Origin of the sequence: Acinetobacter sp. YH01010 (assembly GCF_013420775.1) — a bacterium.
GTDB lineage: Bacteria > Pseudomonadota > Gammaproteobacteria > Pseudomonadales > Moraxellaceae > Acinetobacter > Acinetobacter amyesii.
In genome coordinates, this window is sequence record NZ_VOYF01000011.1 from 19757 (window position 1) to 41262 (window position 21506).

Genomic DNA, 21506 nt, shown 5'->3' on the forward strand with positions numbered 1-21506 from the left:
TGAATAAAAAAAGCCGCATCGATTGCGGCTTTTTTATAGGCTTAGACTTACCATTTTGCATAGTGCTGCTCAAGTAAACCATATTCATTTAAGAATACTATTTCTTCGCCATCACGTTGAATTGTACCGCTAATTTTTGCCTGCCATTGACTGAACTGACTACCGACCAATCTTAAATTCAGGTTTTCATAGCGCCGCCAACCTGTGCTGACGATCAAATTTAAGCTGTTGTCTAATGAGCTAATATTCCATTGATTATCGCCTTGTTGCTGAAACAGCACATCAGACATGGCATACAGATGTCCATTGACCCACAGACAATTTTCATTACCAAAGCTTTCATTTACCCCAGAGGCAAGATTGATCCCAACGCGTCGATTTTGACTGTCCCAAAAGTTACACGATAACCAAAACCATGCGGTTTCAGGACGAAGAAAACCACAGGTATCATCTAAAGACACCAATGTCCGGTCATGGAATTGAATGGTCTTGCCTTGCTTATTGATAAAAAAACCTTCACAGCCTAACGTCGTCAATTTTTGAGTATAGGTCCAACCATTAATTCCTGTAGGGCTACACATACTCAGCGGATCAGTCCCCGCACAAAACACTCGAGCGCTCAGTTTGAGTTCGCCATGTTTTGACATTTGAATGTATCGCACACCATTGGCATGCTGAATGTCCAGTTGAATCCCTGACTTAATAAAATGACTTTGATTAAATAAAGGTTGTTCATCTAAAACGGTATTACGTGACAGGAAATTAATCGAATTCCATTCCAACACTTCATTCGTAATATGATCATACACATAGACAAAACCGTGCCCCGCCCACGCGATATCGGCGATCGCTAGACCAATCGTATAATGTTCATGCTGAATACAACAAAATTTAAATTTTTTATATTTTAAACGCTTACGCCAACCTTGAAGTCGTTTTCCATACGGTGTCTTATATTCATACTTACTTAAATCGATGCGATTGGGAAGTTCACTAAAACGCCCATAATGCGGCTGTCCATTCGGCCGTATTAAATCCATATACGCCATTCCATTGAGGTTTAAGGTCTAAATCCTGAATGTTATTATGCCTATTATTTAACGCCTGAAAAGACAATCCATCTGATTTCAGGCGAATATCACAAAAAAATATAAAAGCTGACATTTCAGCTCTTAATCATCACAAATGTTCATTTATTAAGATGTAATCATTTTTCCATGAATTTTGCTGGCTATGCGGCGTTTCAACCAATTCGATATAGCGCCCATACACATGATCAATCGCAATACAATCATCAACATCTAGGGTTCGGTCGGTATGCTGTTTTTGCCAATGTGACTCAAAAAAAGCCTTGCCTCGTTGTTTTGCAACGCTGGCATTTTGTCCTGTCACCAAAACATAACGATGTAATTCACCAAATTCGCGGGCATCATATCCCCCGAGATTAATCAGCCATAATTTTTCATCTTCAGCTCGGGGCGCGGCATCACAAAATTGGATACGATAATGCCGATTTTCAGTGCTGACTGTATGTACCTGTGCCCAAGCATCAATATGTAAGCCTTTTTGCTCACCAAACCATGCCGTTCTCAGTTGTGGATAAACCTCTTCTAATGCGTTACCCACTGCAAGAATGACATCATGCACTTCGATATTTGCTCTTGGATGGCGTCCGCCGAGCATCACCATAAATAAACTGGACACAATCTCCCCCTATTTTTGACTTCAACTGCCCACATAGGGCTGAAGTAATTTCAACAAAATCACGCCGCCTAAAGAGAGTACTGCATTGTTGACGAAATGAATGAGTAAGACATGCCAAATGTTACGCGTCCACAAATAGATGAGGTTGAGAAATAGGCCTGCCGCCATAAAACTGATGGTCGCAATCAAATCGCCATCAAAATTATGATAATGAATCAAGCCAAATAAAATTGAGTTCAGTAATACCAATATCAATCGCCACAGCCAAGGCTGTATAAATAGCTTTTGTAGCAAGGTATAGCGGAAAATAATATCTTCGAGCAATGCGGTAAATAATGGCCCAAGGCTGATGATCAGCAAGCTAAAAAACGCAATCGTATTGGGATCAATGGTCGATTCTTTTTCAATGTTCTCACCAACGGGCAACAGACTGCGTGTAAAAGAAATCACTACTTGTAAAGCGACTGCACCAACAACCACCAACAGACTTGAGCGCCAAAAGGCCTGCTTATACTTTTGCCAGTGCGTATATAGCATCGTTTTATAGAGCCAACACACGGCAATAAATAAAATACCGCGAAAGATCGAATCACCCAAAGCGACCTGAGCTGAAACACCAAAAAATTGGTCTAAGACATAACTGTTGAGCAAGATCAGCGGAAGAATACACAGCGCAAAAGTATCACGCCATTGCCAAGAAATATGGGTTGGAAAGGATTCTGCACGAACCAATTGGGTAAATGTCATTGTTATAAAGTCTTTCTAAAGCAATAAAATTTCCACAGTATTGTGATTTATTTCACACTTTTATTCTGCATCTATTTTATAGTGATTTGCCTCAATAAAATTTTCAGCAAGAAAAAATCGCGCGGAATTACTTCTGCGCGATTTTTTTAATCCTCCCCTTGCGGATTCAGAATACATTCTGAAATCCTCACCTTTAACAAAGGAGGGCTTTTCCCCTCTTTATTAAAGAGGGGTTGGGGGAGATTTTACATCTCAACCATTTCCACGCCATCAATACGGGCAACGGTCATTAAGTCTTTATCGCCACGACCTGATACAGTCGCAATGATGATTTGGTCTTTGTCCATCGTCGGTGCAAGTTTCGTGACATAAGCCATCGCATGTGAACTTTCTAACGCAGGGATAATACCTTCAATATGTGTTAAGTCGCGGAAGCCTTGTAGCGCTTCAGTGTCATTGATTGGCACATAGTTCACACGGTGCATATCTTTCAAGAAACTGTGTTCTGGGCCTACACCTGGGTAGTCCAAACCGGCAGAAATTGAATGTGTTTCAATGATCTGACCTTGATCATCCGACATCAAGTAAGTACGGTTGCCGTGAAGTACACCGACATGACCTGCGTTGAGTGGTGCAGAGTGCTTGCCTGTTTCAATGCCATAGCCTGCAGCTTCGACACCGTACATTTTCACGTCTTCATCATTTAAGAATGGATAGAACAAGCCCATCGCATTTGAGCCGCCGCCCACACATGCAACTAAAGCATCTGGTAAACGGCCTGCTTGTTCCTGAATTTGTTTACGCGCTTCACGACCAATGATTGATTGGAAATCACGAACCAATTGTGGATATGGGTGTGGACCTGCAACTGTACCAATCACGTAATAAGTTGAATCAACATTGGTGACCCAATCACGCATCGCTTCGTTCATGGCATCTTTCAATGTTTTTGAACCGCTTTCCACAGGTACAACCGTTGCGCCAAGTAAACGCATACGGTATACGTTCATGGCTTGACGTTTAACATCTTCTGCGCCCATGAACACCACGCATTCAAGGCCTAAACGCGCTGCAATCGTTGCAGTTGCTACACCGTGCTGACCTGCGCCTGTTTCGGCAATAATACGTTTTTTACCTGAAAGCTTAGCCAGTAAAGCCTGACCAATGGTGTTATTCACTTTATGTGAACCTGTATGGTTCAGGTCTTCACGTTTTAAGTAAATTTGCGCACCACCCAACTCTTTCGACCATCGCTCAGCATAATACAAAGGACTTGGACGACCGACGTAATACGCCAAGTCACGGTCGAATTCTGCCAAAAACTGTGCATCATCTTTCATGCGGAAATAGAGTTTTTCTAAGTCCTCAAGTGCTGCCATAAGAGTTTCTGACACAAAACGCCCGCCATGAATACCAAAATGCCCTTGTGCGTCTGGGAATTGGGTATAGTCGATTTTATTTTGCTGATCCACGAAGGACTCCTTGCATAAAGCGTTCTATGAGTTGTTGGTCTTTAATACCTTTACTTGATTCTACACCACCGCTCACATCTACGGCATAAGCGCCTGTGGTTTGAATCGCATCTTCAATATTGTCAGGCTTTAAACCGCCCGCCAAAATTAAAGGAATATCGAGTTTTGGGAACTGTGCCCAGTCAAAGCTATGCCCTGTACCGCCTTTCAGCTCTGGATGCCATGCATCTAATAGTACGGCACTTGCCCCTGCTTCTTGAAAGGCTTGAATCTCGCTAATCACATCTAAATCAGGCTTGACCTGAATGGCTTTGTACCAGCGGCGTCCAACGGTATGCGCAATTGTTTGGCACTGTTCAGGGCTTTCATCGCCATGAAATTGCAGGATATCTACAGGTGAAATTTTTAAAATATCCTGTATGTCTGTAGCTGATGCATTCACGAATAAACCCACGGTCTGCACATACGGCGGCACATGCTGAATCAGCTCAGCGGCCTGCACTGCCGTTACACTGCGCGGGCTGGGCGCAAAGAATACAAATCCTATCGCATCTGCACCAGCTTGGACGACAGACTGAATATCTTGAGTACGTGTAATTCCGCAGATTTTGGCACGGGTTCGCATGTTGTTTTGGCTCTGACTCCGCCCTATTCATAGCCTATCTATGAATATAAAGGCGAATCATTGTAATGCAATTTTCATGCATTGCGTGGATTTTCAGCATGATTACTGCGCAAAAATAAAAAGCCCTGAATGTTCAGGGCTTTTTGAATTATTGAATCGATTATTTCATCGCATAACGTAAAGTTACCCAAGCAGTACGGCCATCTTGGTTATATAAAGTGCTATTGCTGTAGTTTGTCGAATATTCTTTATCAAACATATTGGCAAGCTTGGCTTGAACACTGAATTCAGGCGTGGCTTGATAAGTTACTCGCGTATCCACTGTGGCAAAAGAGCCCAATTCAGCAGTATTTGCAGCATTGGTATAACGCTTATCTTCGGCATGAACTGAAGCACCGACAGTCCACTTATCCATTGTATAATCTGCTGAAGCATTAAAGATTTGCTTTGGTTTTAAAAACAACTGCTTGCCATGAAGTCCTGCTGTCTCGTTTTCAGGCTCTTGATAGGTATAATTGATATTCCAAAGAAAATTATTCAACTGCTGAGTAAGTGATAGTTCAGCGCCTTTAATTTTGGCTTTATCTATATTGCTTGGAACATAGTTCCCCGATGCATTTGGTGCCCATGCGATCATGTTTTCAATTTCATTATGGAAAGCGTTTAGCTCCCATTGAACATTGCTGACCACGCCCTTGAAACCAACTTCATAGTTTTCAGATTCCTCTGGAACCAATGTCGGGCTTTCACTTCCTGGCCAATACAAATCGTTGAATGTTGGGGCTTTGAATGCGGTGCCATAGCTGACATAAGTTTGTATGGCATCATTGAAGCGATATCCTAAAGTTGCGCTTCCAGTCGTATGATTACCAAACTGCTCGTTATCTTCCTGACGGACTGCACCTTGCACATCGAAGTTACCAAATGAACCTAGATATTGCGCAAAATAAGCTTTGTTATCACGCTCTTTAACAGCATAAGCTTTAGTACCTGAGACTTCATCATTCTGATAATCAAAGCCAAGCATCAATGTATTTTGCTGATTAAAGTTCAATGTATTCAGCCAAGATAAGCTGTCCCGCTGAGTGTTGATCACTGATGGATAGCCATCTCGGCTATCTAACTTGTCTTCAGAGCGACCTAACTTTAATCCTGTAGTCCACACATCAAATGGCTTGTAGGTAGCACCAATGCTGTAAACATTTTGCTCGATTTTACTATGCACATTTTTTGCATCAATATAAGGAGAACCCCAGTCATCCCTATTATCATATTCATTTTCACCATCAACAACTAAAACACTTGCATCAATATCAAACTGATCATTGAATTTATGCCCCATACGTAAAGATGCTGACTTGTTTTCATAGCCATCTTTATCAAGGTCATAAGGCTCCGCAATATTTGTCGCATCAATGCCTTGAGTTTTTGTTCCTGCAACATTCAGTGTTGCCCAAGTATCATTTTGGCGAATATTTAAACCAACATTCCCTTGATACGTTTCATGCGAACCATAGGTAAAAGATGCAAATGGTTTTATGCCGTTTTGCGTGCCTTTACGGGTAAAGATTTGAATTACACCGCCAATCGCTTCTGAACCATACAAGCTAGAACGCGGACCACGCAGAACTTCGACACGCTCAATCTGATCAATTGGGAAGTGTTCAAAAGCCGTTTCACCAAGCGTTGCTGAACCTACCTTTTGACCATCCACCAAGACCAATGCATGGCGATTACCCGTACCGCGAATTGAAACACTGGTAACTTTACCTAAACCGCCAGTATTGCTATACGTGACGCCCGGCACAGTACGTAATAAGTCTTGTAATGAATTAAATTGCTTACGTTCAATTTCTTCACGGCTAATCACGGTCACTGCTGCCAAAGTTTTTTGTGAGTCTTGCTCAACAATATTGGCAACGGTGTTGGTAATGACTGGAAGTTGATGAACTTGGTCTTCTGCCATGGCCGCAGAAAGTGGAGATAAAACAAAAAGCGACCCGATAAGAGTCTTAGAGAAAGAATGCATGCTGTATTCCCCGATCGCACCGCCCGTGCGAAATAAAAGTTGGATAACGCGAGGCGGTTTTGGGGTAAGACAAGGCTTGCCATTTTTCAGACAAAAGCATGCAATCCCGCTATAACGCCCGCCGCATTATGAATAGGTCTGCATCAGGCCGGTCTCCGGACTTACGTTATGAATAACGATTCACCGTTGCGGGGGCAGTGTCAGATAACAACAGCTCTATACTGCTGGACTGACTTCCCAGTTTCACTTCTCAATTAAGAAAGCACCTGAAGCGCAGGCAGATTAATTTCTGCTCCACAGCAAGTCAAGCTGTATATGTACCTATCTTCAAATACCCCATAGTTTCGATTGTTCGAATAATCGGAGTTCACTATACTTAAGCCATTCACAACAGTTGGCATGGGAAGTTTCCACAACACTGCCCCCGCAACGGTGCGCAAAAGTAAATTTGCCAGTCCGATACCTGCTCACTGTGTTCTATCACTCAATCATTTACGTGGGGTAAATGTATGGAGCATCGCATGTCAACTTTAGCTCGCCCTACAGCACTCGCTACAGGCATTGCTGCCGCTTGGGCTTTTTCTACATCTTGTTTTGCAAATGAATCGCGCATTGCTCAACCAACAATGGATACCATTGTGGTGACTGCAACACGCTCACAAGAAAAATTAGAAAATGTGCCAGCACGTATTTCCATTATTGATGAGTCGCTCATAGATCAATCACCAATTGCATCATTTCCACATTTATTAATGAGTGATGCTTCTATCAATATGGTGCAGCTGGGTGGCTATGGACAACAAGCTTCATTTTTTTTACGTGGCACAGAGTCAGACCACACTTTGGTATTGCGTGACGGTGTCCGTTTAAATAATGATGCCAGCGGTTTAGCGCCAAATAATTTTATAGATACCACAGACATTAAGCAGATTGAGGTTTTAAAAGGCCCAGCATCTGTCCTTTATGGCACCAATGCCATTGGTGGTGTGGTACAAATCATTAGCAAAACCCCTGAAAAAAATGCAGCTTTTATCAGCGCTGAAATAGGTGGAAATCAAACCTATAAAAGTACTGTCGGGGTAGACCTAGCCAAGCAAGGTTTTTATGCGCAAATTCGTGGACAGCGTTTAGAAACCGACGGCACATTGATTCATGAACATGAAAATGCCAGAGCTTCTAGCTTTAATCAAAAAGGCGTGTCTACCAAATTTGGCTATGAAGAAACACGCTTTGGCACTTCATTGGATTATTCTGAAAACCAAGGTAATGCTCAATATGAGCAATACAGCTGGAATTCACTGCAATATGAGCAAAAGTCGCAAGATTTTAAAAATCAAATTGCAACCCTGAAGTCACACTTCAACCCCACAGATCAGCTGACCCTGAATGCTCGCGTGTCTTATTTTAAAGATGAGTTGGAACAGCTCAAAATCTTTGAACAGACCCATTATGAATCCACTGAATATGAACTGACCGCAAAACAGCAAATGACGCCGTCTCAGAACATCATTGCAGGCATCACCCATCGGCAGCTAGAAACATCAACGCTAAAAACTGCAGAGTCTTTTCATCAAGACTTAAACAGTACGGGTTATTATCTACAGCACCAATATCAAACTGATAAATTAAAAACTCAAGCGGGTATTCGTCGTGAAGACCATGAAAAATATGGTCAACACACGGTCGGACAAGTTGCTGCGCGTTATTTTTTCACGCCGTTGTTTAGTAGCTATGCCAATATTGGTACAGCATTTAAAGCGCCAACCATGAACGACTTATATTATGGCGACTATGCAAACCCTGACTTAAAACCCGAAGAAAGTCAATCCTATGAAATTGGGCTAGACCTACAAATGACACCACAACTAAAAACTGGTTTGTCTATCTACAGAACTGAAATTGATAACCTTATTGATTCTGATCCCAACAATAACTGGAAGTTTGCCAATATTGATGCAGTGACCATTCAAGGTTCAGAAGTCTATGTGAATTGGAGCAATGAGGCATTTTTTACAAAGGCCAGTTATAGCTACAATCAAGCAAAAAATGATAAAACAGGTTTGGATTTGAGCCGCCGCCCACGTCAAAAACTGGCATTGTCAGCTGGTTGGGCTGATGAACATTATGGGCTGTCAACAACACTGAGTGCGAACAGCCATTCAGACAGCAGTAATTATGATGAGGATGTGATCCCTGGACATGCTCAGATTGATTTCAATAGTTATTACCAACCCAACGAGCAACTGCGCTTCTTTGCCAATATTCAAAATGTCGGCGATGTTCAATATAAAACGGCTTCTGCTGGCAATTTCGACGGCAAATTCTATTTAAATGGCGGCCGTTTGGCTTCCTTTGGCATCACAGTTAGATATTAATTTCACACTGATTTATTCAACTTTTAATCAAAAAATGGACAATTAAAATGGGCCACCGCTTAAGTAAAATTTATACCCGCACAGGCGATTCAGGTACGACAGGTCTTGGCGACGGATCACGCGTAGCCAAAGATGATTTACGTATTGAAGCCTTAGGAGATGTCGATGAACTCAATTCAAGCATTGGTATTCTGCGTTCGCACATCGCACTAAGCAGTATTGAAGACAAAGCGGCTTGGGATAAATCGCTCAGCCTGATTCAGCATTGGTTATTCGACCTTGGCGGTGAAGTTTGCATTCCAAACTTCAACTTGGTACAACCTGTGTCAATTGAGTTTTTGGAAAATGACATTGACCGTATGAATGAAGCACTGCCAATGCTCAAAGACTTTATCCTGCCATCAGGAACATTGGTGTGCAGCTTTGCCCATCAAGCGCGTGCAGTTTGCCGCCGTGCAGAACGTCGTTTAATGGCTGTACATAACCGTGACCAGAACATTCAAGCACCGTCATTGCAGCTACTTAACCGACTCTCTGACTGGTTATTTGTCGCATCGCGTACATTACAACGCGCTGAAGGTGGTTCTGAGGTGCTGTGGCAGAAAAATATTAACGACACGATTGATCAATAAGTTTTGGATTCAAAAATTGCTCAAATCCTTTGACCAATTAAAAGTCTATTTTACATTGAAATAAATCGAAACATTTCGTCCGATCATTCTTGTATTTCAGGATGATCGGATCAAAATAACAGTGTCATCTCCCTGTCATTCTTACAGGACACTATGTTTTTATCTTTCAATTTTGCAGGCCCTTTATGCGCATAATCGGTCACCGTGGCGCTCGTGGTGAAGCACCTGAAAATACCCTAGGTGGTTTCCAATATATTCAAGATTTAGGCATACGCTCAGTTGAATTTGATGTGCGACAACTAAAAGATCGCGCCTTAATTGTGATGCATGACGATCAATTCATCCGTACCACCGGCCAAGATAAGTATCTTTATGAATGCGAAAGTTCTGAACTAGAACCGTATAACCATGCAGTGACATGGTCAGAATGGAATAAAGTTGAGCCGACGCCACTGCTCGAACAAACGCTCAAAATTATTCATAACTTCGATCATATTGAAGTCGAAGTGAAAGCAGTGAAGACACAGACTGAAGCTGAAGCGCTGACTGAAACCTTGGAACAACAGCTCCAAGGTTTCGAACATTCCGCGGTGATCACCAGTTTTGACCCTAAAATTCATCTTGCTTTGCAACAAAAAAAATCCGGTTTCAAACGCGGGCTACTGGTTGAAACGGACGTAAAATTTAAAGCGATTGAACAAGCACTCGAATTGGATTGTATCCAAATTGGTTGGATGAACCAACTCGCCAATTCAGACATTATTCAGGCCACACAGCAGGCAAAATTAAATGTGAGCGTGTGGACTGTCAACGACGTTGATCGTGCTAAACAGCTTAAAGATTGGGGCATTAACGGCTTAATTACCGACTATCCTAAAATGATGATGCAGCATTTTTAATGCTGCTTTATTCCCCTAGTTTTATGTAATTCAGTCTTCGATCAACACGTGGCTTTTTCAACTGGCCTATTTTCGTTCTAAAACCAACACGGTTTGACCCCGACTGTTTTGCATTGTCATCTGTTTCGCTTGAATTTGAAACTGTGTTGCGGCTTGCAATGCATCTGAAAGTTCAGCCTCTTGAGCCAAAGCCGAATCACAACTGAAATAGCCTGCTCGCGCATTCAAATCAATGCTGTGTTTTAAGGTATCAATCACATAAGTGCCACTGATATTGTTACATCCCGTATTTCCCTGTATTTGTCGAAATTGTGAACTGAACTGCAAATAAGGTTGATGATGAAAGAACTTGGCTTTTTGCCCTGCAATTTGCACAATCGTCCATGGAATATCTTGTATCCCATCATTCATGCGAATGACTTTTAATGGCTGTTCAACACTGTTGCCATGTGACTTCCCTTGTGACTTTGTAGTCACCTTCTGCGTTGGAGAACTTTGACAGGCCATGAGTCCTAGACAACTGATCAGAAAGCCGCCACAGATACAGTGTTTGACAAAAAATTGCGGATTATTTTGACGATTTTGCTGTTTTTTTAGCATCTTTTTTACCCCACAAAAAGTCAAATAACTTCAGTCGTATTATGTTACTGTTTAGAACAATACAACTGTACAATAACAGTGGTGAAAACGGGTTTTCCCGTGCTACTATTCTGTACGTTTAAAATCCCTTAAAAAATTAATGGGATTAGTCCTATCTATACCTCCCAAGGTTTCAGGAGTGCTGTTGGAGATGAATGCTCCCCTACCCAAAGCCCCAATGAACTGGATTGCTATTTTTGCATTGGTGTTTTTACCTATTGTCGCAGTTATTGCAATTCCGTTATATGCCATTAATCATGATTTTAGTGCCGCTGCTTGGATCAGTATGTTTGTTTTACTGGGTGTCAGCAGTTTAGGTATTACCGCAGGTTATCACCGCTTATGGGCACACCGTGCTTATGAAGCAACCTTGCCTTTAAAAATCATTTTAATGCTCATGGGTACTTTTGCTGTTCAGAACAGTATTTTGTTCTGGGCTTCAGGTCACCGTACACATCACCGTCATGTAGACGATATTGACCAAGATCCATACTCAATCAACCGCGGTTTTTGGTATGCACATATTGGTTGGATGCTTCGTGATTATCCAGCAGCAGAACCGAACTACAAAAACGCGCCAGATCTTTTAAAAGATAAAGTCGTTTTGTTCCAAGATAAATACTACATTCCACTGGTGATTGCTGTGCATGCAGCGATTTTAGTGCCAATTGGTTGGGCTGTTGGCGACATGTGGGGCGTTCTATTATTGGGCGGTTTAATGCGTCTAATCTTGAGCCATCATGTGACGTTCTTTATTAACTCACTGTGCCACATGTGGGGTAAACGTCCGTATACTGACGAAAATACCGCTCGTGATAACTTCTGGCTCGCTATTGCTACTTGGGGTGAGGGTTATCATAACTATCACCACATTTTCCAATACGACTACCGTAATGGTGTGAAATGGTGGCAATACGATCCAACAAAATGGTTAATTTGGAGCTGCTCTAAATTAGGCCTTGCCAAAAATTTACGCCGTATTCCTAGCTTTAATATTAAAAAAGCTGAGTTGGCTATGAAGTTCAAGTATGCGGAACAAGACCTTGCGATCTATGGTCTCAACATGACCGATGATATTGCGACCGCTAAGCAACGTATTTCTCAAGAATATGATGCGTTTTCGCAAACTTTGAATGACTGGGCAAAATTAAAAGAACAGGAAATTCAAGCGAAGAAAACTGCAGTTGCTGAAAAAATTCATCAGATGGATGACAAACTCAAACTTGAATTCCTACAAGTTGAACAGCGTTTGTCACAGCACCGTGAAGCATTGAATCAATTGATGCGTAATTTGAAAAAGAAAACTGCTTAATTCTTTTAAGCCTCTCAAATGTAAAGCCTCCCTTGTGGAGGCTTTATTGATTTTAAGCTACAGTTTTTCTATCTGGTCTTTGCTATAGTTCCAACATAACTTGAATTTTTTAAAGATCATTATGCAGTTCAATGCCCGCTATAACACCCTGCCGCCTCGCCTGTACCACCATCAACAGCCTGTACCCTTAAAAGGCACAAAAGCTGGGCATTTTAATGCGGCTCTTGCAGATGAGCTGCAATGGTCTGAGACAGATAAACAGGCTTGGGTAGACATTTGCAGCGGTCAAAGAACCTTTGCAGAATTTGAACCTTTGGCCATGGTCTACGCAGGTCACCAGTTTGGACAATGGGCCGGCCAATTGGGCGATGGACGCGGCTTATTGATTGGGCAAATCATCGATAAACATGGGCAAACCATTGACCTGCATCTCAAAGGCGCAGGCTCTACGCCTTATTCACGCATGGGCGATGGTCGTGCAGTATTGCGCTCGACTATTCGTGAATATTTGGCAGGACATGTGCTGAACAGCTTAGGTGTTGCATCGAGTAATGCAGTGGGTTTTACCAGTTCCGAGCAAGGCGTGCAGCGTGAAAAGCTCGAGCTCGGCGCGATGATGCTGCGTACATCTGACTGTCATATCCGATTGGGACATTTTGAATGGATCAATCAATATCAGGGTGATTTGCTACCTGAATTCACGCAAAAATGTATTGAGTGGCACTACCCTGAATGCTTGGATGCCGTACAACCGATTTTAGCTTTTGCCACTCAAGTCATTCAGCGTACCGCAGTGATGATTGCCAAATGGCAGCTGATTGGTTTTGCGCATGGCGTGATGAATACCGACAACCTGAATATTACAGGTTCAACTTTGGACTTCGGCCCTTATGGCTTTATGGAACGTTTCCGTCCAAATTGGATTAACAACCATTCGGATTACCAAGGCCGCTATACCTATCAGCAGCAGCCAAGTATCGGACATTGGAATCTATGGCAATGGCTGAATAACTTAGTGCCGCTCTGCCCTGCAGATTATGACAAAGAGCAATGGAAAGAAGATCTAGCCAAATGCTTAGAGCATTTTGAACTGACCTTCTTGGAACATTATAAATTGGGCTTAAGCCAAAAAATGGGGCTGCCGAGTTTTCATAAAGACAGCTTCGACTGCGCCATGGCCTTTTTACGCATTCTGCAAAGTGAACAACTGGATTACACGCAAAGCTTTATCCGTCTGCAAAATCATGAATATGAAGCCATTAAAGATGACTGCCTTGACCGCCGCGGCTTTGAAGGTTTCTTGGCACAATATGAAAGCATCCGTGCGCATCAGGACACCGATGCTTTAGATGCTGAAATGGCACAGGCCAATCCGCAATATATCTTGCGCAACCATATGGCACAAAAGGCGATTGAACTTGCTGAACGTAATGATTTTTCAGAAGTACAGCGTTTGTTTACATTGCTCAGTCAGCCCTTTAGTAAACAGCCTGAACTGGAAACAACAGAAGATTTAGGCCCCTTGCCAAGTGATGTGCCTGAAGTGATGGTCAGCTGCTCGTCTTAAACATTTATCCACAAATCCACATTTCACTCGGGTCATAATTGTGGATAATTTAAACATTATCCACAATTCAGAAATCGATGGACTGCGAAAGCACTTCATCCTCTCAAAAATAATGACAAGAAAAAATATCACGATCTTTAGTTTCGCTATCCTCGTCTGTATTGTCGCTGCCTGCTTTGCCTATCAAAAATTTGAAAAATATTTACCTACACCTGCCAATGCACTAGCCTTTCCACCTGAATTAAGTGATTTGCAAATTCAAAAAATTCGCACAGAAACACCGATCGACAATATTCAGGTACATAAGGCTCAGCGTTATTTGGAATTAAAACATCAGGATCAAGTCATTCGGCGTTACCCGATGCGTCTGGGTTTTCAACCGCTTGGACATAAAGTTCAAGAAGGTGATGGCAAAACGCCTGAAGGCAGCTATATGATTGATTGGCGCAATCCGCAAAGTTCATTTTATAAGTCTTTGCATATCTCTTACCCCAATGCGACCGATAAACAAAAGGCTAAAGATTTAGGTGTTTCTGCAGGTGGTGACATTATGATTCATGGTTCGGCAACCAGTTTACAAATGAAAGCTGCACCACAACTGATGACTTATTTCCCACAAAAAGATTGGACTTGGGGCTGCATTGCTGTGCGTAATATTGATATGGATGAAATTTGGCAATTGGTGAATAATGATACCGTTATACATATTCGTCCCTAGGCTTTAAAACTCAGGCTTATTTTTAGGTTATCCCCTATGATTGCATTACACACTGTAGCTGCTAAGTCGGCCTTAGCCCTGCCTGAAACCACCTGTAGCCAGCCTTTTGGTGAAGGCTGTGATGTGTTTAAAGTGATGGAGAAGGTCTTTATGCTGAGTTTTCATTTGGAAGGCAAAGCGGCCATCAACTTAAAGGTGCTGCCAGACAATGGCTCAATGCTCAGAGATATTTATCCCTTTATTCGTGCGGGCTGGCATATGAATAAGCAGCATTGGATTTCTGTTTTTACAGATGAAGAATTAGAAGAAGAACTTCTGCAAGATTTGGTGCTGAACTCTTATGAATTGGTGGTATCGAAGTTAAACAAAGGACAGCGGCAGAGGATTGAGCTCCTCCAACGTCTATAGCTTAATTTTTAACTATTATTTTCTAATTCAAAACTCAAAATAAAAACAGCACCTCACTGATCTAAAATCATTTCAAATCAAATTGGAAAACAGTCTGCCTGTTTTGAACAAAAAATTAAAAAAATGGAAATTTTAATCGATCACTCTCCAATTAAAGTTAGAATCATCCAAAATTAAATGATTAGCTATTTTATTTATGCAATTCAGACACGATATCAATGGATTACGGGCCATAGCCGTATTGGCCGTTGTACTATTTCACTTTAATCCACAATGGCTAACCGGCGGCTTCGCAGGCGTCGATGTTTTCTTTGTCATCTCAGGCTTCTTGATGACCGCCATTATTTTTAATGGCATAGAAAAAAACACATTTAATCTATTTAAATTTTATACAGCGCGTGCAAACCGAATTATTCCTGTTTTAGCCACAATGTCTATCATTTTAGTCATATTTGGCTGGTTCTATTTAGCACCAGTTGATTACAAGGATTTAGGACGACAAGTCGAAAAAAGCTCTTTCTTTATTTCCAATATTCTTTTTTCAAAAGGCAGTGGCTATTTTGATACTGCTGAACACACAAAATGGTTATTACACACATGGTCTTTGTCTGTTGAATGGCAATTTTATATTGTTTTTCCACTTATCATTTTGTTTTTAAAAAAATATTTAAACCTTCATAATTTAAAACGCGTGGTGTTTTTGCTCTTTTTAGTCAGCTTTATTTATTGTATTTTTGCAACCTATAAAGACAGCAAAACTGCCTATTTTCTACTAACAAGTCGCGCATGGGAAATGCTCATAGGTGGTTTAGCATTCCTCTATCCTTGGTCACTAAAAAACAAAAAATCACAGCTCATGACACAATGCTTAGGACTCGTTCTGATTCTAGCATCGTATATCTTTATATCTAGTGAAACACTTTGGCCGGGTTATATGGCCCTTATTCCTGTATTTGGTGCTTATTTAATTATTGTGAGTAATCATCAGCAAAATATATTGATTAATAATCCAATTTTTAACCACGTTGGAAAATGGTCATATTCAATTTATGTCTGGCATTGGCCCTTGGTTGTTTTGGGTTTCTATCTTGGCCTCGAAAATTGGTGGATATACGGAATCCCTCTGTCAATTTTATGTGGCGTCTTAAGTTATCACGCTATTGAAAAGATTCATTTCCCACGCTATTCATCTTGGAAAAAGCTTTATAAAGTGAAAGCAATTTATCTCGCTTTATTCCTTTTAGGCGTCGGCCATTTCATCAAATCTAATGATGGTGTCGATTCTCGACTTCCAGAAGTAGCTAAAATCGCAAATGAAGAAATCAATAATACCAATCCTTATGATTGTGACCAACAAGAGTTGCATGAATGTATTATAGGAAACCCAACTAAAATTAAAGCCATTGTTATTGGAGATAGCCATGCTGATGCAATGACCACCTCTGTGGCAACCACTTTTAATTTGAAAGCTGACGGTATCATTTCATTTACAACTTCTGCCTGCCCATTTATTCCCAATCTACAGTTTTACAAAGATAAAAGTCCTTGCCCAGAAATTAATCAGAAACGCTTAAACTTAATTGCATCCAAAAAATATGAAAATATTCCAATGGTTTTCATTGCAAGGTACCCAAGCTATTTAATTGGAGAAAATGACCCTGATATCATGGATGCTAAGAGTTCTAAACCTATTGTTTATTTTGATGATAATCCAAACATCACTCAAAAGAATCGAATGATTTCATTTCAAAAGAATCTAACTGAAGTTTTGTGTCAGACCTCTAAGACCAATCCTGTTTATATCGTGCAACCCATTCCAGAAGTTGGTTTCAATTTACCGCAAAGAATCATTAAGAATGTATTCTACAAGCGTAATGAAAAAATATTTATTTCACACGACACATATTTAAAAAGATCAGGAGAGATTCGCAAAATTATTCAAGAAAGTGCAGAGCAATGTCAGGCCAAAGTCTTAGACCCTGCATTACATCTATGTAAAGGAAATGAATGTATTTCTGAGTATAAAGGACGCCCGATTTATCGTGATGGTAATCACTTAAGTGAATATGGAAATAAGCTTTTAGTTCCAATGTTTAAAGAAGCCCTCAATCCATAAAAAGTGAAAGTACGCCTAAATGACTTTAATTTTTTGAAGTCATTTAGGTGAATTTAAAACTAAAATTTAAAATCTTTTCTGCTTCCATTATTAAATATTTTAATATAATTCAAATAAATAAATAGACTTAATGTAGTATGCTTCATTTTTATTACCATCCATTAGGTAATAAATCGATCATCATGAAATTCATGAGTAGCAATGAGTGTTAAATAGGTATAAGACTTACTCGCCACTTGATCATCCACTTTAAAAAATTCTTGATAGATTCCCCCCGTCATTTGACTCCACAGACACCAAAAACATAAGAATCCTAAAGTACTTGAAACTCCTGCTAAAGCAAGCTCCTTTGATAGCCCAAAGAAACTTAAAGCAACCAAAGTAAAACTAAGATTTAACCCAGCGAGAATTAGGAGAGTTAATTGATAAATTATTCATTTTACTTATCATTCAAGAAAATAAATGAAATTTATTGATTCTAAAATCAACACAAATCACATATTTTAACTTACATTTTAATTACTTAAATAAACCAAATTATTAATTCAAGCAATTTAATAAAACTCTTTCAAAATCGTTGTTAAACAACTTTAAACCAAGAATTTAAAACTTCAAAAGGCTCTTCCCTAAGCCTTCATGGTATTAAACCTTCTTTGCTTGCATCACTTTAAACAGCACATACAGCAGTAAAATCCATAGCGGCTGCATCAACACCGATAGCATAAAGCCCTGATTCCACATGATGTACAAAATCATCAGCATGAACACTAAGACAAAGTAGTTGGTAAACGGTGCAAATAAAGCAGGAAACTTGGTCTGTATACCCTGCTGCTGCATCGCTTTTCTAAACTTCAAATGAATCAAGCTGATTAACATCCAATTCAGCACCGCAGCACTCACCACGATATAAATCAGGTAACTTAAGGCTTTTTCAGGCAAGAAATAATTCAGCAGCACGCAACCAAAAATCAGCAAAGCAGAAAATAAAACCGCGGCAATCGGCGTGCCGTGTTTATTTACCTGTTTAAACGTTTTTGGCGCATTGCCCTGTTCTGCCAAACCGAGCAGCATGCGGCTATTGGCATACATGCCGCTATTACAGACCGAAACGGATGCAGTCAAAATAATAAAGTTCAGCAAATGTGCCGCCCAATCAATCCCCATCTGATTAAAAATCATCACAAAAGGACTATGATCCAAACCGCCAAGTTTCAACTGATTCCACGGCACCAGCGACAGCAGTACCGCCAAGGAACAGATATAAAATAAGAACACGCGGATCACGGTCTGATTCACCGCTTTCGGGATATTTTGATCAGGATTTTCAGTTTCAGCCGCCGCCATGCTGATTAATTCAATGCCGCCAAAAGCAAACATCATAAAGGCTAGCATGTAGAATAAGCCTTCAAAACCGTGCGGGAAGAAGCCGCCATGTACCCATAAATTACTAATCGAAGCGGTAGAGTCTGCGCCTGCTGTAAGTAGCAGATATATACCAAAAATAATCATGGCAACAATCGCCACAACTTTAATCATCGACAGCCAAAATTCAGATTCTGCATACAGTTTGACATTGGCTAAATTGGCTAGCGTAATCACAGCAAAAAACACCAAAACTGAAACCCAAGCAGGCACATGCGGCCACCAGTAATTGACATATTTGCCTATCGCGGTCAGCTCGGTCATCACTACTAAAATATACAGAATCCAGTAGTTCCAGCCCGTTAAAAAGCCCGCAAACTTGCCCCAATACTTAAAAGCAAAATGACTGAATGAACCTGTGACTGGCTCTTGTACAATCATCTCGCCCAACTGGCGCATAATCAGAAAAGCAATCAAACCACCAATCAAATAGCCCAGAATTATCGATGGTCCAGCCGACTCAATAATATGCGCAGAGCCTAAAAATAGCCCTGTCCCGATTGCGCCACCCATTGCAATCAGCTGAATATGACGGTTCTTTAATCGGCGCTGCAATTGAGGCATTTCGCTGCTCACAACACGTTCTCATCTTATAAAAAAGTGGATTGTAGCCTGTGCAGCTCTTTGCAGCCAAATATTCGCAAATCATTTCTGTATGAATCATTATGGAATACAGTGCGTGAGCTGCATCAATCTATAGCACATAGTCAACTTGATAGGATGGACAATATAGGCCATATGGTTCTATTAGAACAGCCAGAAAATTTAGCTGCCAGCATACTTAAGTGGCTGAATATATTGTCCCTTTAAATATAAACAGCCCTCAATAGAGAGCTGCTTTTTAGCATTCACTTCACTTGATGGATGATTGATAGTGAATACAGTACGTCTAAACCTATTCTAACCATTCATACTGCACCACCATGTAAATCGTTATTTACGCTGTGGAACTTCAGCCCACCGTGCATAACTCTTCGTGCTTTTCAGCACAGTGTCCGCTTGTTTTGCAGCGACGCCACTATAGTCCTGAGAGAAACTATCTGAATTTTCATCAAAACTCGCACCATCAAATAATGGGAAAGTACCGGCTTTTTTCTGAATCACCACATCATCAATCATCCAACCGCGGAAACCGTTATAAAGTTGATCGACTGTTCTGAATTGGAATTTCAGCTGAACATTGGCCTTGCCTGCATATTCATCTAATGAAATTGCTTCTTGCTGAACAGCAGCCGGTGCGAGGTTAAAGCCTAAATTACTGTATGGAATCGGCGCGCGCTCATATGCCGAGGATGGATCTGCCAGCGGGTTTAATCGAGCCAAAGTCTTGAAGCTGTTACCGCCGTCGGTAGAAACTAAAATATTCATCAAATCGAATCCCTGATTATTTGGATTGACCGACTCAATTTCCCACCATGTTTTAAAGCTTAAACTCAAAGGCGCCTGATACTGGCTTAGATTAATGGAAGGTGAAATCAATTCACCCCTATTGTCATACTGCGAGGTGCCGCCATCAAACTCTGGAGCCGTAGATGAATCACTTAAAGCACCAATAAAGTTGCCATTTACTTTGTCACCATACCAATATGCCGTATTACCTTGCAGTGGCTCAGGCACCTTGCCTTGGCTCTGATCATTCGGCGCTAAGCGCACACGCTGATTTACTTGATTATTACGAATGTTGTGACCTTTGTTTAGCAACTGCCAATCGACATTAGCCACACTTGGCTGCGACCTTGTCCATGCATTGCGAGTAGCAGAATCCGCTTCAAAAGTTTCACGCCATACCGCATCTACAGATGCTGTTTCAGGCAGCACTTCAAATTGATAGCCCGATGCAGAAGAAGCAATGACCATAACTTTTTTCGTAATAGTGTTAATTCCTGCACCGTTAATGGTGAGCGTGGCATTTTTCAATGCTTCAAGCAGATCATTGCTCACATTAAATGAAAGCGTGAAATATCCATTGGCATCAGTCAAAGCACTAACAAATGCGCCATTGGTCGCTGTACCGCCAGACAATGACACTTGCGCATTCGCCAAAGGTTTCCCTTTAAAAATCACTTGACCAGACAATGTTCCGACCACTGCATCATTGACTGGTGCATCACTTAGTGTCTGACAGTCTTGATCTAAGCAGTTGAGAACCACATTCAACACAATGCTCTTATTGGTATTTTTAGGATGGATCAAGAATGCCGAAACTGCAGACTGTCCATTTTTAGTGACCAAAACATAATATGTGCCTGCAGCCAATTTAGGCAGTTTAACGATGCCTTGAGCATTCGCAAGGTAACTTTGACCTTTAAAATGAGTCGCTGTCGGTAAACTATTAATCGGTGGAAATAACTGTTCAGAATCATCTGCTGTGATTTCATTTATTGTCGCTTTCAAACTACCTGCTTGTACCTTCTGCCACTCTTCATCACTTAAAATCTGAATCGACGCAGCATTTAATGCAAGATTATTTACATCCAACAGCGTCAGCTCTTCTACACTTTTTTGTACCATGGCATCGGCAACTGGCTCTGACGGTACGCTTCCTGTCTCATCACGATCACTACCACCACATGCCGTTAAACCCAAGACACCCGTGACCATTATTATTTTTGCAAATGCTATATTTTTCATCTGTTCTGCCCTCTAATTTTCCATTTTTAAAATTGTTATCTCTACATTGAACTCTGCCAGCCCAAACATACTGGTCAATATTCAAGCAAAATAATACCCAATTTCCACTAAATGCGCAAATTTCACATTTTATGTTTTTATTGCTTTGTTTTTCTTGTTTTTAAAATTAATTTAGCTAGGTATGTACAAAAAAACAGGCCGAAGCCTGTC

Annotated in this window: 17 protein-coding genes and 1 riboswitch; of the genes, 8 read left to right on the plus strand and 9 right to left on the minus strand. The window is 41.0% G+C overall.

Annotated features, from left to right (window positions below; all coding sequences use genetic code 11):
* Positions 1–47: 47 nt before the first annotated feature.
* From FTT77_RS10935 to FTT77_RS10960, 6 genes are all read right to left on the minus strand, one after another.
* Entirely contained in the window at positions 48–1040 is a 993-nt protein-coding gene (locus FTT77_RS10935; RefSeq protein WP_180109267.1) for a DUF2804 domain-containing protein, read from the minus strand.
* Positions 1041–1179: 139 nt separating this feature from the next.
* On the minus strand, positions 1180–1704 hold the full coding sequence (locus tag FTT77_RS10940; protein WP_180055840.1) for a DUF1543 domain-containing protein: 525 nt from the start codon (positions 1702–1704) through the stop codon (positions 1180–1182).
* A 21-nt stretch (positions 1705–1725) separates the two neighbouring features.
* Positions 1726–2451 (minus strand): CPBP family intramembrane glutamic endopeptidase, encoded by a 726-nt coding sequence (locus FTT77_RS10945; protein WP_180089806.1) that lies wholly within the window; start codon positions 2449–2451, stop codon positions 1726–1728.
* Between the two features lie 245 nt (positions 2452–2696).
* Complete coding sequence (gene trpB, locus FTT77_RS10950; protein ID WP_117007224.1) at positions 2697–3923, minus strand: tryptophan synthase subunit beta; 1227 nt, start codon at positions 3921–3923, stop codon at positions 2697–2699.
* Complete coding sequence (locus FTT77_RS10955; RefSeq protein ID WP_180109266.1) at positions 3907–4548, minus strand: phosphoribosylanthranilate isomerase; 642 nt, start codon at positions 4546–4548, stop codon at positions 3907–3909. Before FTT77_RS10955 ends, trpB begins: the two co-directional genes overlap by 17 nt.
* Before the next feature lie 160 nt (positions 4549–4708).
* Complete coding sequence (locus FTT77_RS10960) at positions 4709–6577, minus strand: TonB-dependent receptor domain-containing protein (protein WP_180109265.1); 1869 nt, start codon at positions 6575–6577, stop codon at positions 4709–4711.
* Positions 6578–6705: 128 nt separating this feature from the next.
* Positions 6706–6862, minus strand: a riboswitch (cobalamin riboswitch).
* Between the two features lie 236 nt (positions 6863–7098).
* Between FTT77_RS10960 and FTT77_RS10965 the strand changes: the two genes are divergently transcribed.
* From FTT77_RS10965 to FTT77_RS10975, 3 genes are all read left to right on the plus strand, one after another.
* Complete coding sequence (locus FTT77_RS10965; RefSeq protein WP_180074272.1) at positions 7099–8952, plus strand: TonB-dependent siderophore receptor; 1854 nt, start codon at positions 7099–7101, stop codon at positions 8950–8952.
* Between the two features lie 47 nt (positions 8953–8999).
* Complete coding sequence (locus tag FTT77_RS10970; protein ID WP_111885379.1) at positions 9000–9584, plus strand: cob(I)yrinic acid a,c-diamide adenosyltransferase; 585 nt, start codon at positions 9000–9002, stop codon at positions 9582–9584.
* Between the two features lie 185 nt (positions 9585–9769).
* Positions 9770–10483: a glycerophosphodiester phosphodiesterase gene (locus FTT77_RS10975; RefSeq protein ID WP_180109264.1), complete on the plus strand. Its 714-nt coding sequence runs from the start codon at positions 9770–9772 to the stop codon at positions 10481–10483.
* A 66-nt stretch (positions 10484–10549) separates the two neighbouring features.
* Here FTT77_RS10975 and FTT77_RS10980 read toward each other — a convergent pair whose 3' ends face one another.
* On the minus strand, positions 10550–11083 hold the full coding sequence (locus tag FTT77_RS10980; RefSeq protein ID WP_180063996.1) for an META domain-containing protein: 534 nt from the start codon (positions 11081–11083) through the stop codon (positions 10550–10552).
* Between the two features lie 190 nt (positions 11084–11273).
* Between FTT77_RS10980 and FTT77_RS10985 the strand changes: the two genes are divergently transcribed.
* The 5 genes from FTT77_RS10985 (at position 11274) to FTT77_RS11005 (ending at position 17243) form a co-directional block, all read left to right on the plus strand.
* Positions 11274–12434, plus strand: a complete 1161-nt coding sequence (locus tag FTT77_RS10985) for an acyl-CoA desaturase (protein ID WP_180055849.1) — start codon at positions 11274–11276, stop codon at positions 12432–12434.
* Positions 12435–12555: 121 nt separating this feature from the next.
* Complete coding sequence (locus tag FTT77_RS10990) at positions 12556–14001, plus strand: YdiU family protein (protein WP_180109263.1); 1446 nt, start codon at positions 12556–12558, stop codon at positions 13999–14001.
* A gap of 112 nt (positions 14002–14113) precedes the next feature.
* Positions 14114–14719 carry a murein L,D-transpeptidase family protein gene (locus FTT77_RS10995; protein WP_180109262.1) on the plus strand — a complete coding sequence of 202 codons (606 nt, stop codon included), beginning with the start codon at positions 14114–14116 and terminating at the stop codon, positions 14717–14719.
* 36 nt (positions 14720–14755) lie between these two features.
* On the plus strand, positions 14756–15127 hold the full coding sequence (locus FTT77_RS11000) for an MmcQ/YjbR family DNA-binding protein (protein WP_168378763.1): 372 nt from the start codon (positions 14756–14758) through the stop codon (positions 15125–15127).
* Positions 15128–15323: 196 nt separating this feature from the next.
* Positions 15324–17243 (plus strand): acyltransferase family protein, encoded by a 1920-nt coding sequence (locus FTT77_RS11005; RefSeq protein ID WP_168378762.1) that lies wholly within the window; start codon positions 15324–15326, stop codon positions 17241–17243.
* Between the two features lie 642 nt (positions 17244–17885).
* On the opposite strand, the gene FTT77_RS11015 is transcribed toward FTT77_RS11005, so the two are convergent.
* A complete protein-coding gene (locus tag FTT77_RS11015; protein ID WP_180022415.1) occupies positions 17886–19241 on the minus strand; it encodes an amino acid permease in 1356 nt (451 codons plus the stop codon).
* Between the two features lie 357 nt (positions 19242–19598).
* Complete coding sequence (locus FTT77_RS11020) at positions 19599–21296, minus strand: carboxypeptidase regulatory-like domain-containing protein (protein WP_180109261.1); 1698 nt, start codon at positions 21294–21296, stop codon at positions 19599–19601.
* Between the last annotated feature and the right edge of the window lie 210 nt (positions 21297–21506).